The sequence below is a fragment of the Kribbella sp. NBC_00359 genome (assembly GCF_036097425.1).
GTDB lineage: Bacteria > Actinomycetota > Actinomycetes > Propionibacteriales > Kribbellaceae > Kribbella.
The window spans coordinates 7,847,115-7,861,101 of record NZ_CP107975.1; the positions used below are offsets into that span (position 1 = coordinate 7,847,115).

At 69.1% G+C, this 13,987-nt stretch carries 11 protein-coding genes; 1 reads left to right on the forward strand and 10 read right to left on the reverse strand.

Going from position 1 to position 13,987, the window contains the following annotated elements; all coding sequences use genetic code 11:
- Positions 1-68: 68 nt before the first annotated feature.
- The 3 genes from OG876_RS38125 to OG876_RS38135 all read right to left on the reverse strand — a co-directional run bounded on the left by OG876_RS38125 (position 69) and on the right by OG876_RS38135 (position 7,116).
- Positions 69-1,535, reverse strand: a complete 1,467-nt coding sequence (locus OG876_RS38125; RefSeq protein ID WP_328521577.1) for a glutamate synthase subunit beta — start codon at positions 1,533-1,535, stop codon at positions 69-71.
- Positions 1,535-6,058 carry a glutamate synthase large subunit gene (gene gltB / locus OG876_RS38130; RefSeq protein WP_328521578.1) on the reverse strand — a complete coding sequence of 1,508 codons (4,524 nt, stop codon included), beginning with the start codon at positions 6,056-6,058 and terminating at the stop codon, positions 1,535-1,537. Before gltB ends, OG876_RS38125 begins: the two co-directional genes overlap by 1 nt.
- Positions 6,059-6,303: 245 nt before the next feature.
- Positions 6,304-7,116, reverse strand: a complete 813-nt coding sequence (locus OG876_RS38135) for a hypothetical protein (RefSeq protein WP_328521579.1) — start codon at positions 7,114-7,116, stop codon at positions 6,304-6,306.
- Between the two features lie 56 nt (positions 7,117-7,172).
- On the opposite strand from OG876_RS38135, the gene OG876_RS38140 reads away from it, so the two are divergent.
- Positions 7,173-8,222 (forward strand): 1-aminocyclopropane-1-carboxylate deaminase, encoded by a 1,050-nt coding sequence (locus tag OG876_RS38140; protein ID WP_328521580.1) that lies wholly within the window; start codon positions 7,173-7,175, stop codon positions 8,220-8,222.
- Here OG876_RS38140 and OG876_RS38145 read toward each other — a convergent pair.
- From OG876_RS38145 to trpB, 7 genes are all read right to left on the reverse strand, one after another.
- Positions 8,183-8,908 (reverse strand): VIT1/CCC1 transporter family protein, encoded by a 726-nt coding sequence (locus OG876_RS38145; protein WP_328521581.1) that lies wholly within the window; start codon positions 8,906-8,908, stop codon positions 8,183-8,185. The two genes, OG876_RS38140 and OG876_RS38145, sit on opposite strands and share 40 nt — an antisense overlap.
- Positions 8,901-10,007, reverse strand: coding sequence for a prolipoprotein diacylglyceryl transferase (gene lgt / locus OG876_RS38150; protein WP_328521582.1), 1,107 nt, complete (start codon positions 10,005-10,007; stop codon positions 8,901-8,903). Before lgt ends, OG876_RS38145 begins: the two co-directional genes overlap by 8 nt.
- A 72-nt stretch (positions 10,008-10,079) precedes the next feature.
- Positions 10,080-10,787 carry a thioredoxin domain-containing protein gene (locus OG876_RS38155; RefSeq protein WP_328521583.1) on the reverse strand — a complete coding sequence of 236 codons (708 nt, stop codon included), beginning with the start codon at positions 10,785-10,787 and terminating at the stop codon, positions 10,080-10,082.
- Positions 10,784-11,260 carry a DoxX family protein gene (locus OG876_RS38160; RefSeq protein ID WP_328521584.1) on the reverse strand — a complete coding sequence of 159 codons (477 nt, stop codon included), beginning with the start codon at positions 11,258-11,260 and terminating at the stop codon, positions 10,784-10,786. Before OG876_RS38160 ends, OG876_RS38155 begins: the two co-directional genes overlap by 4 nt.
- The gene (locus OG876_RS38165; protein WP_328521585.1) at positions 11,257-11,877 is read right to left on the reverse strand and encodes an SCO family protein; all 621 of its coding nucleotides are present in this window, start codon (positions 11,875-11,877) and stop codon (positions 11,257-11,259) included. Before OG876_RS38165 ends, OG876_RS38160 begins: the two co-directional genes overlap by 4 nt.
- 45 nt (positions 11,878-11,922) lie before the next feature.
- Positions 11,923-12,747, reverse strand: coding sequence for a tryptophan synthase subunit alpha (gene trpA / locus OG876_RS38170; protein WP_328521586.1), 825 nt, complete (start codon positions 12,745-12,747; stop codon positions 11,923-11,925).
- Positions 12,740-13,951: a tryptophan synthase subunit beta gene (gene trpB, locus OG876_RS38175; RefSeq protein WP_328521587.1), complete on the reverse strand. Its 1,212-nt coding sequence runs from the start codon at positions 13,949-13,951 to the stop codon at positions 12,740-12,742. The genes trpA and trpB overlap by 8 nt, the downstream gene beginning before the upstream one ends.
- Between the last annotated feature and the right edge of the window lie 36 nt (positions 13,952-13,987).

Below are 13,987 nucleotides of genomic sequence, written 5' to 3' on the forward strand. Positions count from 1 at the left end.
TCGGGATGCACCACCTCGGGCACCGGCCAACCACACAGACGCTGACCGGAACCCGTGGTCGTACTGGTTCAGACCGCCAGCGGGCGGGCGGTCGGTGGGATGGGAGTGGGCAGGGTCGACGACCCGGTGAGGTGGGTGTCCACGCCGTTGGCGCAGGAGCGGCCCTCGGCGATGGCCCAGACGATCAGGGACTGGCCGCGGCCGGCGTCGCCACAGGCGAAGACGCCCTCGACCGAGGTCTGGTAGGTCTTGTCCCGCTTCACGTTGCCACGCTCGTCGAGCTCGACGCCGAGCTGCTCGAGGAAGCCCTCGCGCTCCGGGCCGAGGAAGCCCATCGCGAGCAGCACCAGCTGCGCCGGGATGGTCCGCTCGGTGCCCTCGACCGGGACGAACCTGCCGTCCTTGAACTCGACCTCGACCAGGTTCAGCCCGGAGACGTTGCCCTCGGCATCGGCCTCGAAGTTGACGGTCGAGACCGAGTAGACCCGCTCGCCACCCTCCTCGTGCGCCGAGGCGACCCGGTAGATCATCGGGTACGTCGGCCACGGCTGCCCGGCCGGCCGGTCGTCGCCGGGGCGCGGCATGATCTCCAGCTGGGTGACCGAGCGAGCACCCTGCCGGTGCGCCGTACCGAGGCAGTCGGCACCGGTGTCACCGCCGCCGATGATCACCACGTCTTTGCCGGTGGCAACGATCTGGTCCTCGACGTGATGGCCGAGCGAGGCCCGGTTGGACTGCGGCAGGTACTCCATCGCCTGGTGGATGCCGCCGTGCTCACGGCCCGGCACCGGCAGGTCGCGAGCAGCGGTCGCGCCGGTCGCGATCACGACGGCGTCGTACCGCTGCTTGAGCTGGGTCCCGGTCACATCCACGCCGACGTTCACACCGGAGCGGAAGACCGTGCCCTCCTCCTTCATCTGCTGGATTCGGCGGTCGACCTGTTCCTTTTCCATCTTGAACTCGGGGATCCCGTACCGCAGCAGACCACCCGGCGCGTCCGCACGCTCGTATACCGCGACGGTGTGACCCGCGCGGGTCAGCTGCTGGGCGGCGGCCAGGCCGGCCGGACCGGAACCGACGACCGCGATCGTCTTGCCGGTCAGCCATTCCGGCGGCTGCGGCTTGACGTCACCGGACTCCCAGGCCTTGTCGATGATCGCGACCTCGACGTTCTTGATCGTGACCGGTTCCTGGTTGATGCCGAGCACGCAGGCCGGCTCACACGGCGCCGGGCACAGCCGGCCGGTGAACTCCGGGAAGTTGTTGGTCGCGTGCAGCCGCTCGATCGCGCCGGTCCAGTCGTCGCGCCAGACCAGGTCGTTCCACTCCGGGATCAGGTTGCCCAGCGGGCAGCCGTTGTGGCAGAACGGGATGCCGCAGTCCATGCAGCGACCGGCCTGCTTGGTGATGATCGGCAGCAGCGCCTTGCCGGGCCCACCGGGGTAGACCTCTTTCCAGTCCTTCACCCGCTCGTCCACCGGACGCCGTTCGGCGACCTCACGCCGGGTGGTCAGGAATCCCTTCGGGTCAGCCATCAGATGGCCTCCATCATCGCTCGCGTGGTGGCGTCCTCGTCCAGCCCGTCGCGCTCGGCGGCCGCCTTGGCCGCCAGCACCCGGGCGTAGTCGCGGGGCATCACCGTGGTGATCCTGGCGGCGGCAGCGGGCCAGTCGGCGAGCAGCTTGGCCGCCCGTTCCGATCCGGTCTCCTCGAAGTGCCTGCGGACCAGGTCGTGCAGCAGTTCGGACTCGTCCGTGGTGACCGGGTGCAGATCCACCAGCTCCGGGTTCACCAGGGCGTGGTCCAGGTCGAGCACGTGGGCCACGCCGCCCGACATGCCCGCCGCGAAGTTCCGGCCGACGGCGCCGAGTACGACGACGCGTCCACCGGTCATGTACTCGCAGGCGTGGTCGCCGACCGATTCGACGACCGCGGTGGCGCCCGAGTTCCGGACACAGAACCGTTGCCCCACGCCACCACTGATGAAGAACTCGCCGGACGTCGCACCGTACCCGATGACGTTGCCGGCGATGATCTGGTCGGCCGCGTCGAACCGCGCGTGCCGATCCGGCCGGATCACCACCCGGCCACCGGACAGGCCCTTGCCGACGTAGTCGTTGGCGTCACCCTCGAGCCGCAGCGTGACACCGCGCGGGACGAAGGCGGCGAACGAGTTGCCGGCCGACCCGGTGAAGGTCAGGTCGATGGTGCCGTCGGCCAGGCCGGCCGCGCGGTACCGCTTGGTGATCTCGTGACCGAGCATCGTCCCGACGGTTCGGTTGACGTTGCGGATCGCCAGCTGCGCCCGGACGGGTTCGCCGCTGTCCAGGGCCGGCTGGCAGATCCGGATCAGCTCGTTGTCGAGTGCCTTGTCCAGGCCGTGGTCCTGCCCGACCATCTGGTGCCGCGAGGCACCCTCGGGCAGCGCGGGCACGTGCAGGATCGGCGACAGGTCGAGCCCGTCGGCCTTCCAGTGGTCGACCGCGCGCTGGATGTCCAGCACCTCGGCGTGCCCGATCGCCTCGTCCAGGGACCGGAAGCCCAGCTCGGCCAGGTACTCACGGACTTCCTCGGCGATGAACTCGAAGAAGTTCACCACGAACTCGGGCTTGCCGGAGAACCGGTCGCGCAGTACCGGGTTCTGCGTCGCGACGCCGACCGGGCAGGTGTCCAGGTGGCAGACCCGCATCATGATGCAGCCCGACACCACCAGCGGCGCGGTGGCGAAGCCGTACTCCTCCGCGCCGAGGAGCGCCGCGATGACCACGTCCCGGCCCGTCTTCAACTGACCATCGGTCTGTACGACGATCCGGTCGCGCAAACCGTTGAGCAGCAGGGTTTGCTGGGTCTCGGCCAGCCCGAGCTCCCACGGACCCCCGGCGTGCTTCAGCGAGGTCAGCGGCGCCGCACCGGTGCCGCCGTCGTGACCGGAGATCAGTACGACGTCCGCGTGCGCCTTGCTCACCCCCGCGGCGATCGTTCCGACGCCGACCTCGGAGACGAGCTTCACGTGGATGCGCGCCCGCGGGTTCGCGTTCTTCAGATCGTGGATCAGCTGGGCCAGGTCCTCGATCGAGTAGATGTCGTGGTGCGGCGGCGGCGAGATCAGGCCGACACCCGGCGTCGAGTGCCGGGTGTTCGCCACCCACGGGTACACCTTGTTGCCGGGCAGCTGACCGCCCTCGCCCGGCTTGGCGCCCTGGGCCATCTTGATCTGGATGTCGTCGGAGTTCGTCAGGTACTCCGCGGTGACGCCGAACCGTCCGGACGCGACCTGCTTGATCGAGCTCCGCCGGGCCGGGTCGTGCAGGCGGTCGGAGTCCTCGCCGCCCTCACCGGTGTTCGACTTGCCGCCGAGCTGGTTCATCGCGATCGCCAGCGTGGTGTGCGCCTCGGCGCTGATCGAGCCGTAGCTCATCGCGCCGGTGGAGAACCGCTTGACGATCGCGCTGACCGGCTCCACCTCGTCGACCGAGATCGGCTCCCGGTCGGAGTTGAAGCCGAACAGGCCGCGCAGCGTCATCAGCCGCTCGGACTGCTCGTCCACGCGGGAGGTGTATTGCTTGAAGATGTCGTAGCGCCCGGTCCGAGTGCTGTGCTGCAGTCGGAACACCGTGTCCGGGTCGAACAGGTGCGGCTCACCCTCACGGCGCCACTGGTACTCGCCGCCGATCTCCAGCTTGCGGTGCGCGGGCAGGATGCCGTCCGTCGGGTACGCGCGCAGGTGCCGGCGGCGTACTTCTTCGGCGATCGTGTCCAGACCGACGCCGCCGATCCTCGATGACGTACCGGTGAAGTAGATGTCGACCAGGAACGGGGACAGCCCGTTCGCCTCGAAGATCTGGGCACCGGTGTACGACGCGACCGTCGAGACACCCATCTTCGACATGACCTTGAGCACGCCCTTGCCGAGCGACTTGACCACGTTGCGCACAGCCTGCTCGGGCTCGATCCCCGGCAGGTAGGTGCCGCGCCGGCAGAGGTCTTCGACCGACTCCAGTGCAAGGTACGGGTTGATCGCGGCCGCGCCGTACCCCATCAGGAGGGCGACGTGGTGCACCTCGCGGACGTCTCCGGCCTCGACGACCAGTCCGACCTGCGTGCGGGTCTTCTCCCTCACCAGGTGGTGATGAACCGCCGCGGTCAGCAGCAGCGACGGGATCGGCGCGCTGTCGGCGTTGGAGTGGCGGTCGGACAGCACCAGGATGCGGGCGCCGTCGGTGATCGCCGCGTCGGCCTCGGCGCAGATCTCGTCGAGCCGGGTCCGGAGGGCCTCGCCGCCGCCTTCGACGTCGTACACACCGCGCAGGACAGTGGTGGCCAGGCCCGGCATGTCGCCGTCCAGGTTGATGTGGCGCAGTTTGGCGAGCTCGTCGTTGGTGATCACCGGGAACGGGATCACCACCTGACGGCAAGACGCCGGGCTCGGGCTGAGCAGGTTCGCCTCCGGGCCGAGACTCGACGACAGCGAGGTGACGAGCTCTTCGCGGATCGCGTCCAGCGGCGGGTTGGTGACCTGCGCGAACAGCTGGGCGAAGTAGTCGAACAGCAGCCGCGGCCGGTCACTCAGTACGGCGATCGGCGTGTCGGTGCCCATCGAGCCGATCGGCTCGGCGCCGGCTTTCGCCATCGGGGTGAGGATGACGCGCAGCTCTTCCTCGGTGTACCCGAACACTTGCTGGCGGCGCGTCACCGACGCGTGGCTGTGGACGACGTGCTCGCGCTCGTGCAGGTCCTCGAACCGGATCAGGCCGGCGTGCAGCCATTCGTCGTACGGGTGCTCGCCGGCGAGCGCGTTCTTCACCTCGGAGTCGGTGATGATCCGGTGCGCCTCGACGTCGACCAGGAAGATCCGGCCGGGCTCGAGCCGGCCCTTCTCGGTCACGGTCGCCGGGTCGATGTCGAGGACTCCGGCCTCGGACGCGAGTACGACGAGACCGTCCTCGGTGACCCAGTAGCGCGACGGCCGGAGACCGTTGCGGTCCAGGACCGCGCCGACCTTGGTGCCGTCGGAGAAGACCACCGACGCCGGGCCGTCCCACGGCTCCATCAGCGTCGAGTGGAACTCGTAGAACGCGCGCCGCTTGGGATCCATCGTGGTGGCGTTCTCCCACGCCTCCGGGATCATCATCAGCATCGCGTGCGGGAGCGAACGGCCGCCCAGGTGCAGGAGCTCCAGGACCTCGTCGAACGAGGCCGAGTCCGACGCGCTCGGCGTACAGATCGGGTAGAGCTGCTCGAGGTCGCCGGGGATCAGGTCGCTGGCTAGGAGCGCCTCACGGGCGCGCATCCAGTTGCGGTTGCCCTGCACGGTGTTGATCTCGCCGTTGTGGGCGATGTACCGGTACGGGTGGGCCAGCGGCCAGGACGGGAACGTGTTGGTGGAGAAGCGCGAGTGCACGACACCGATCGCGGACGCGAAGTCGGGGTCGGTCAGCTCGGGGAAGAACTTGTCCAGCTGGTCGGTGGTCAGCATCCCCTTGTAGGTGATGGTCCGGCCCGACAGCGACGGGAAGTAGGTCTCGGTCTCCTTCTCGGCCCGCTTCCGCAGCCGGAACGCCATCCGCTCCAGCGCCAGGCCGAGCACCCGGCCGGCCTTCGCGGCGACGAACAGCTGCTTGAAGGTCGGCATCACCGAGCGTGCGGTCGCGCCGAGCAGGTCCGGGTCGGTCGGGACGTCCCGCCAGCCCAGGACGGCCAGGTTCTCCTCCGCGGCCAGCTCCTCGATCCGGGCAACCGCCTTGGCCGCGTCGTCGGCCTCGGCCGGCAGGAACGCGATGCCGGTGGCGTAACCGCGCTGCACCGGCAGCTCGAACTCGCAGACCTTGCGGTAGAAGGCGTCCGGGATCTGGATCAGGATGCCGGCGCCGTCGCCGGAGTCCGGTTCGGCGCCGGACGCGCCGCGATGCTCGAGGTTGCGCAGGGCGGTCAAGGCCTTGGCCACGATGTCGTGGCTCGGTTCACCGGTCAGGGTCGCGACGAAGGCGACACCACAAGCGTCGTGCTCGTGCTGTCCGTCGTAGAGTCCCTCGCTCGGGAATGGGGGGCGACCAAACATTCAGGGGCTCCCGTCGTCCTACGGTCAACAACTGGCCGCGGGACAACATTGGCCCAAGCCGGGTGTCCCGAGACTACCTCATGACGCTCGACAGATGGACAGCCGTTCCACCGTCACAACGCCCTCATAACCCTCAGTAAGCAAGCGCTCACTACCAGCCTCCATCATCCCAGCCAACTGCCCCCACAACCACCCACAGCCCCTGAAATTCACCTGCTGAGACCGGCGTGTCTGGGCGTCGACCGCTACCCGTCCGTCTGCACGGATGCGGACGACCACGCGTGGTGGAAGGCCTCGTAGCTGGGGTAGCGGGTGGTGGTGGCTTCTTGGAGTACTGCGTAGTGGGCGTGGGTGCCGCGGAATGCGTCGGGGTCCAGGGTGGTGTCGGAGAGGAGGACGAGAGCGGCTCGGGCCAGGACGTAGGCGGTGGTTCGGGTGTCGATGGGAGCGCCACGGGAGAACTGTTCGGGGGCCATGAAGCGGCTGGAGCCGAACATGCGGCCCATGTCGTTCAAGTGAGGGCCCTGGCGGTAGGTGTCGAGGTCTACGACGGTCAACTGGTGGGCGTCGAAGTCGTAGAGGAGGGCGCCGTCGTAGAAGTCGCCTTCGACCCAGCCGGCCGCGTCGAGGCGGGCATGGAGGTCGTAGAGAGCATCCAGAGCGGCGAGGATCTCCGGCACCGGCAAGGCCTTGAAGCGTTGGTGGGCGCTGGCAGGGTCGTCGCGGTTGGTGCCGAGGTGCTCGCCGTCACGCCAGTCGTAGACGAGGAGCGGGCCGGCCGGCGATTCGATGACGGCGTGGAGGGCTGGGAGGGCCGGGTGTACGACGGACTCCGCAAGGGCTGCGGCGTTGCGCAACAACGCGACCCGGCCGTCGAAGTCGAGGTACGGCGCGGAGTCCGCGGGATCGCCCGCGGTCTTGACGAAGTACTTCTTCCGAGTGGCGGTCCGGACGCCGTACGAGATGTTGCCGGAGTCCTGGGTGGTGAAGCGGGTGAAGATGGTGCCCAGGTGATTGAGGTAGATGTCTGGGAGTACGTCGATCTCGCCGGGGAACACCTGGGGCACGCTAGTCAGGACCACGCCGGACGGCGACCGAGTTTTGGGAGGAACGTATGGCGCTGGGTGATTTTCCGCGGTATCCGCTCACGTTCGGGCCGAGTCCGGTGCACACGCTAGATCGGCTGAGTGCGTATCTCGGTGGGGCTCGGGTCTGGGCCAAGCGGGAGGACTGCAACTCCGGGCTCGCGTACGGCGGGAACAAGACCCGGAAGCTGGAGTACCTGATTCCGGACGCGCTGGCGCAGGGTGCGGACACGTTGGTGTCGATCGGCGGATATCAGTCCAACCACACCCGGCAGGTCGCGGCCGTCGCGGCGAAGGTCGGGTTGAAGGCCGTGCTGGTGCAGGAGAACTGGGTCGACTGGCCGGACGCGCTCAACGACCGGGTCGGGAACATCCTGCTCAGCCGGATCATGGGCGCCGAGGTCCGGCTCGATCCGGCCGGGTTCGGGATCGGCTTCAAGGACAGCTGGAAGGAGGCCCTGGCCGACGTCGAGGCGCGCGGAGGTACGCCGTACGCGATCCCGGCAGGTGCTTCGGACCACCGGCTCGGTGGACTCGGATTCGCGAACTGGGCGGTCGAGGTCGAGCAGCAGGAGCGGGAGCTCGGGGTCTTCTTCGACACGATCGTCGTGTGTGCGGTGACCGGGTCGACGCAGGCGGGGATGATCGCCGGGTTCGCCGGGCAGGACCGGCCGCGGCGGGTGATCGGGATCGACGCGAGCGCGAAGCTGCAGGAGACCCGCGACCAGGTCGAGCGGATCGCCCGCGCCACCGCGGAGCTGATCGAGCTCGGCCGCGACCTGCGCGACGACGAGATCACCGTGCTCGAAGGCTGGGCCGGTGACCGGTACGGGATCCCGGTGGAGTCCACGCTGGACGCGATCCGGCTCACCGGTCAGCTCGAAGGGATGATCATCGACCCGGTCTACGAGGGAAAGTCGATGGCCGGACTCATCGACCTGATCCGGAACGGCGACATCCCCAAGGACTCCAATGTCCTCTATGCCCACTTGGGCGGCCAGCCCGCGCTCAACGCCTACAGCGGGCTGTTCACGCACAGTCAGCCGATGCCGGTTCCGACCAACGTTCCGACGAAGTAGGTGAGGGCCGCGGCCAGACCGCCGAGGATGAGTTGGCGGAAGCCGGAGTACCACCAGGACCGGCTGGTCACGCGGGAGACGACCGCGCCGCAGACGAAGAGCGCGGTCAGCGACATGATCAGGGCCGGTATGACGCTGCCGGCGCCGAGGAGGTACGGCAGCAGCGGGATGAACGCGCCGACCGCGAAGCAGATGAACGACGACGCGGCCGCGATGACCGGGTTCGGCAGGTCGTTGGGGTCGATGCCGAGCTCTTCGCGGACGTGTTCCTCGAGGGCCTGGTCGGGGTCGGTGTGGAACTGTTTCGCGACCTTGCTGGCCAGGTCCGGGTCGAGGCCCTTGGCGCGGTAGGTCTCGGCGAGCTCGATCTCCTCGTCGATCGGGTGCCGTTTGATCTCCTGGCGTTCGAGCTCGATCTCGGCGTGGGCGAGCTCGCGCTGGGAGGCGACGGAGGTGTACTCCCCTGCCGCCATCGAGAACGCGCCCGCGGCCAGGCCGGCCAGCCCGGCGAGCACGATCACACTCGAGCCGGACGCCGTACCGCCGTCCATGCCGGCGATCAGGGCGAAGTTCGAGACCAGGCCGTCCATCGCGCCGAACACGGCCGGACGCAGCCAGCCGCCGTTCACATCACGGTGAGTGTGATCTCCGTGATGCTCGGCAGAAACCTCGGGAACCTCAGTCACGAGACCTATCTGAGTCGGAACCGTTGGTCGCGTCAACCTTCGGCTTGTCTGCCGGGGTCGCCTCGGCAGCCGGTCCTCCGGCCGGCTCCGCCGAGGCGGAGGTGGGGTCGCCAGAGCCCGTCCCAGCAGCCGGATCCGCGGAGCTCGCCTCCGGCGTCGCCGCGTCGGCCTTCGCTTCGCTCGGCTCGTCGGCGTCTGCCGCGGCGTCGGCGTCGGCTTCCGTCTTCTCAGCACCGGCCGGCTTGCCGGCGGAGGGGCCGGTGGAGATGTCTTCCTGGCCGGGGTACTTGCGGGCGCTGATGATGAAGGCGGCGACGGCGAGGACGAACAGGATGATGGCGGTCCACACGTTCAGCCGGAGGCCGAGGAAATGGTTGACCGTGTCGATGCGCAGGTTCTCGATCCAGGCGCGGCCCAGGGTGTAGCCGGCCACGTAGAGGAAGAACGCGCGGCCGTGGCCCAGCTTGAAGCGGCGGTCGACCAGGATGACCAGCGCGACCACGCCGAGGTTCCAGATCGCTTCGTACAGGAACGTCGGGTGGAAGGTGGCGAAGTCGGCGTACCCGTCCGGGCGGTGCTCGGGCGAGATCTCCAGGCCCCACGGCTTGGTCGTCGGCTTGCCGAACAGCTCCTGGTTGAAGTAGTTGCCGAACCGGCCGAACACCTGCGCCAGCGCGATCCCCGGCGCCATCGCGTCCGCGACCGCCAGGAACGGCACCTTGGCCCGCCGGCAGGCGATCCAGGCGCCGAGCGCACCGAAGCCGACCGCGCCCCAGATGCCGAGCCCGCCGTGCCAGATCTTCAGCGCGTCGATCGGGTGCCGGCCTTCGCCGAAGTACAGCTCGGCATCGGTGACGACGTGGTAGATCCGGGCGCCGACCAGCCCGAACGGGATGGCCCAGAACATGATGTCGGCGAGCACGGTCGGTGAGCCGCCGCGGGCGACCCAGCGGTGGCGGCCGAGCCAGTAGCCGGCGAAGATACCGGCCAGGATGCACAGCGCGTACGCGCGGATGGGCAGGCCGGCGATGTGCCAGACACCCTGGCTCGGGCTGGGAATGAACGCCGGAACCATCACGGCGGGAATCAGACTAGACATGGCAAAGGGGAACGCTACTCGACCGGCCCGGGCACGACCAGAAACTCATGGTCACGATGGGGACTCGGTGCGTCAGCTCGCGATGGCATCGACGGCCTTCTGCAAGCCGTCGGCGGTCAGCTGGTCGGCTTCCAGCTGCTTGTCGTTGACGTAGACCGTCGGGGTCCCGGTCACGCCGCGGTCGTCCGCGGCCTTCGACACCGTGTCGAGCCAGCCGCCGTAGCTGTTGTCCCGCACGGCCTGCTGGAACTTCGCGTCACCGATACCGAGCTGGCTGCCCAAGTCGAGCAGCTGGTCCGTGGTCCACGACTTGCTGAAGTCGCCGTACATCTCGTCGGCGTAGCTGAGCGCCTTGCCGTTCGCGGCCGCGGCGGCGAAGGCGTTGGCCAGCCGGGGCGAGGCGTCCGGGTTGACGAAGGCGAGCGGCCAGTAGGTCAGCGTCGCCGTACCGTCCTGGACGAGTTTGTCGACGGTCGTACCGGTCGACTCCTCGAACTCCGCGCAGTGCGGGCAGCGGAAGTCGAGGTAGATGTCGATGTGCACCTTGGCGTCGGCGTTGCCGACGGTGACGCCCTTGCCGGACGTGCCCGGGCCGGTGATCACGGTGGGCTCGGGTTTGCCGTTCGAGCTCACCTCGACCTTGGAGTGCCCACGCCAGTACTGCACGCCGACGCCGCCCGCGAGGGCCAGCACCAGCACGATCACCACGATGATGCCGGGCGAGATCCGCCGCTTCGGCTGCTGCGGCAGCGAACTCGCGGGGGCATTGGTCTTGCTCACGACGCGGTGACTCCTTGCGGTTCGGGTTCCACGGCGTACTTGCTGGTGGGGTTCAACCACAGCCAGGCCGCCAGCAGCAGCAGGCCGACGTCCCGCAGGATCTCCTGGAGGTACCTCGTCTGACCGGGGGCGACCTGGCCGCCGCCGCCGAAGCAGCCGCAGTCGATCGCCAGGCCGCGCGCCCAGGCGGACGCCACCGCGGCGATGAACACGACCATGAAAACACCCGCGGCGGCCGCGGCGGCGCGGACACCGAAACCGACGATCAACAGCAATCCGATCGCGATCTCCAGGAACGGCAGTCCCCAGCCCACCGGCGCCGCCAGCGACGCCGGCAGCAGCTCGTACGCGCGGACCGCCTGGGCCGCCGTCTCCGGATCGGTCACCTTCAACGCGCCCGCCACCAGCATCACGCCGCCGAGCACGAGCCGCGCTCCCAGCGAGACCCATTCGAACCAGGGTCGACGATTCACTGGTTGTCCTCCACCAGCTTCCCGAAGTCGTGGGCCAGGTCGCCGATGGCGGCGTTCGACAACCAGAGCACGTTCGCCTTGTCGTTCTTGCCGAAGCCGATCACCTGCGCACCGTGACCGACCTCGTACCCGCCGGAGGGTAGCTTCTGCATCCCTTCCACGGGTACGCCGACGGCCTTCGCGATGTCCTTGATCGACGTCAGCGAACCGGTCAGCCCGACGAACGACGGGTCGAACCGGTCCAGGTACTTGCGAATCACCGGGCCGGTGTCACGGGCCGGGTCGGTGGTTATGAACAGCAACTGCACCTGGTCCCGCACCGGCTGGTCGAGCTTGGTCAGCGCGGAGGCCACGTCGGCCATCACGGTCGGGCACACGTCGGGGCAGTTCGTGTAGCCGAAGAACACCAGGGTGACCGGCTTCTTGGTCGAGGTGACCAGGTTGAACGGGTTCCCGCCGGTGTCGGTCAGGGTGGCCGCGGGCAACGAGTACGGCCGGTCCAGCGTCGCCCCGCGCAGACCGTTCGGATCCTGCGTGGTGCGGATGATCGCACCGCCGGGGTTGTCCGCCTTCTCCTTGTCGCCGCCACTGCAGCCCGCGAGGGCGAGCAGAGCCACCGCGGCCAGTAGAAGTGCCGCGTTCCTGGTTCGACTCACGGCGTACTAACGACTCGCGGCGGCGCTGGGTTCCCTGCGGACGCCTTCGGACAGGGCTTCCGCGAGCGCGCGGACCCCGGCCGACCCGCCGTCCTCGAGCGCCTTGACGAGGGCCGCGCCGACGATCGCCGCGTCCGCGAACGCCGCCACACCGGCCGCCTGGTCGGCGTTCGAGATGCCGAGACCGACACCGACCGGCAGGCCGGTGACCGCCTTCGTCCGCGCCACCAGTGGCGCCGCCAGCTCCGACGGCTTGTCCCGGGCACCGGTGACACCCATCACAGCGGTCGCGTAGACGAAGCCGCGGCAGGCGGCCGTGGTCATCCGGATCCGCTCGTCGGTCGACGACGGTGAGACCAGGAACACCTTGTCCAGGTCGTGCTTGTCCGCGGCCGCGATCCACTCGGCAGCCTCCTCCGGGATCAGGTCGGGCGTGATCAGGCCCGCTCCCCCGACGCCGGCGAAGTCCGCGGCGAACCGGTCCACGCCGTACCGCTCGACCGGGTTCCAGTACGTCATCACGAGCACCGGCACATCGGAGTACGCCGCGACCTTCTCGATCGTGCTCAGCACGTCGCGGGTCCGCAGCCCACCGGCCCGGGCCACCTCGGTGGCGCGCTGGATGGTCACGCCGTCCATCACCGGGTCGCTGTACGGGAGGCCGACCTCGACCACGTCGACGCCGCCGTCGATCATCGCCTTGATCCCGTCCACACCGCCGTCGTACGTCGGGAAGCCGGCCGGCAGGTAGCCGACCAGGGCGCCGCGGCCCTCGTCGTTGGCCTTCCGGATCGCGGCGCCGGCCTTGCCCAGGGCAACCAGATCACTCACCGGTGGCCTCTTTCTCGCCGAGGCCGAACCAGGTGGCGGCCGTGTCCATGTCCTTGTCCCCGCGACCGGACAGGTTCACCAGAATGGTTGCCTCCGGCCCCAACTCGGTCGCGATGTCGAGCGCGCCGGCGACCGCGTGTGCGGACTCGATCGCCGGAATGATGCCCTCGGTCCGGGACAGCAGCTTGAACGCCTCCATCGCCTCGGCGTCCGTGATCGGCCGGTACGACGCCCGCCCGGTCTCGGCCAGCCACGCGTGCTCCGGCCCGACCCCGGGGTAGTCCAGCCCGGCCGAGATCGAGTGCGACTCGATCGTCTGCCCGTCCTCGTCCTGCAACAGGAACGACCGCGCACCATGCAGTACGCCGACCTGCCCGGCGGTGATCGTGGCCGCGTGCCGGCCCGTCTCGAACCCGTCGCCACCCGGCTCGATGCCGTACAGCTTCACGTTCTCGTCGGGGATGAACGCGGTGAACAGGCCGATCGCGTTCGATCCGCCGCCGACGGACGCCACCGCGGCGTCCGGGAGCTTGCCGAGCAACTCGAGCGACTGCTCCCTGGCCTCGTCGCCGATACCGCGGACGAAGTCGCGCACCATGGCGGGGAACGGGTGCGAGCCGGCCGCCGTCCCCAGGATGTAGTGCGTCTTGTCCACGCTGGCGACCCAGTCGCGCAGGGCCTCGTTGATCGCGTCCTTCAGCGTCCGGCTGCCGGTCTTCACCGAGATGACCTCGGCGCCGAGCAGCTGCATCCGGGCCACGTTCAGCGCCTGCCGCTGGGTGTCGACCTCACCCATGTAGACCACGCACTCGAGGTCCAGGTAGGCGCACGCCGTCGCGGTTGCGACGCCGTGCTGGCCGGCGCCGGTCTCGGCGATCACGCGGGTCTTGCCCATCCGCTTGGTCAGCAGGGCCTGGCCGATCGCGTTCCGGATCTTGTGCGCACCGGTGTGGTTCAGGTCCTCGCGCTTCAGCAGGATCCGGGCGCCGGCCGCGTCGGACAGCCGGGTCGCGTCGTACAGCAGGCTCGGGGCGCCGATGTACTCGTGCAGCATCCGCTCGAACTCACCGGTGAACTCCGGGTCGGCCATGGCTTCGCGCCAGGCCGTGGTGAGCTCGTCGAGCGGCGCGATCAGCGCCTCGGGCATGAACCTGCCGCCGAAACGGCCGAAGTGCCCGAGCTGGTCGGGCAGCACAGTACTCATCCGACAAACCTTCCAAACCCGGCCCAAGGCCCGGGA

What these genes read in the sequence shown, in the direction of transcription:
- OG876_RS38125 (WP_328521577.1), bottom strand. Translation starts at nt 1,535, where the DNA reads ATGGCTGACCCGAAGGGATTCCTGACCACCCGGCGTGAGGTCGCCGAA.
- OG876_RS38140 (WP_328521580.1), top strand. Translation starts at nt 7,173, where the DNA reads ATGGCGCTGGGTGATTTTCCGCGGTATCCGCTCACGTTCGGGCCGAGT.
- lgt (WP_328521582.1), bottom strand. Translation starts at nt 10,007, where the DNA reads ATGTCTAGTCTGATTCCCGCCGTGATGGTTCCGGCGTTCATTCCCAGC.
- gltB (WP_328521578.1), bottom strand. Translation starts at nt 6,058, where the DNA reads ATGTTTGGTCGCCCCCCATTCCCGAGCGAGGGACTCTACGACGGACAG.
- trpB (WP_328521587.1), bottom strand. Translation starts at nt 13,951, where the DNA reads ATGAGTACTGTGCTGCCCGACCAGCTCGGGCACTTCGGCCGTTTCGGC.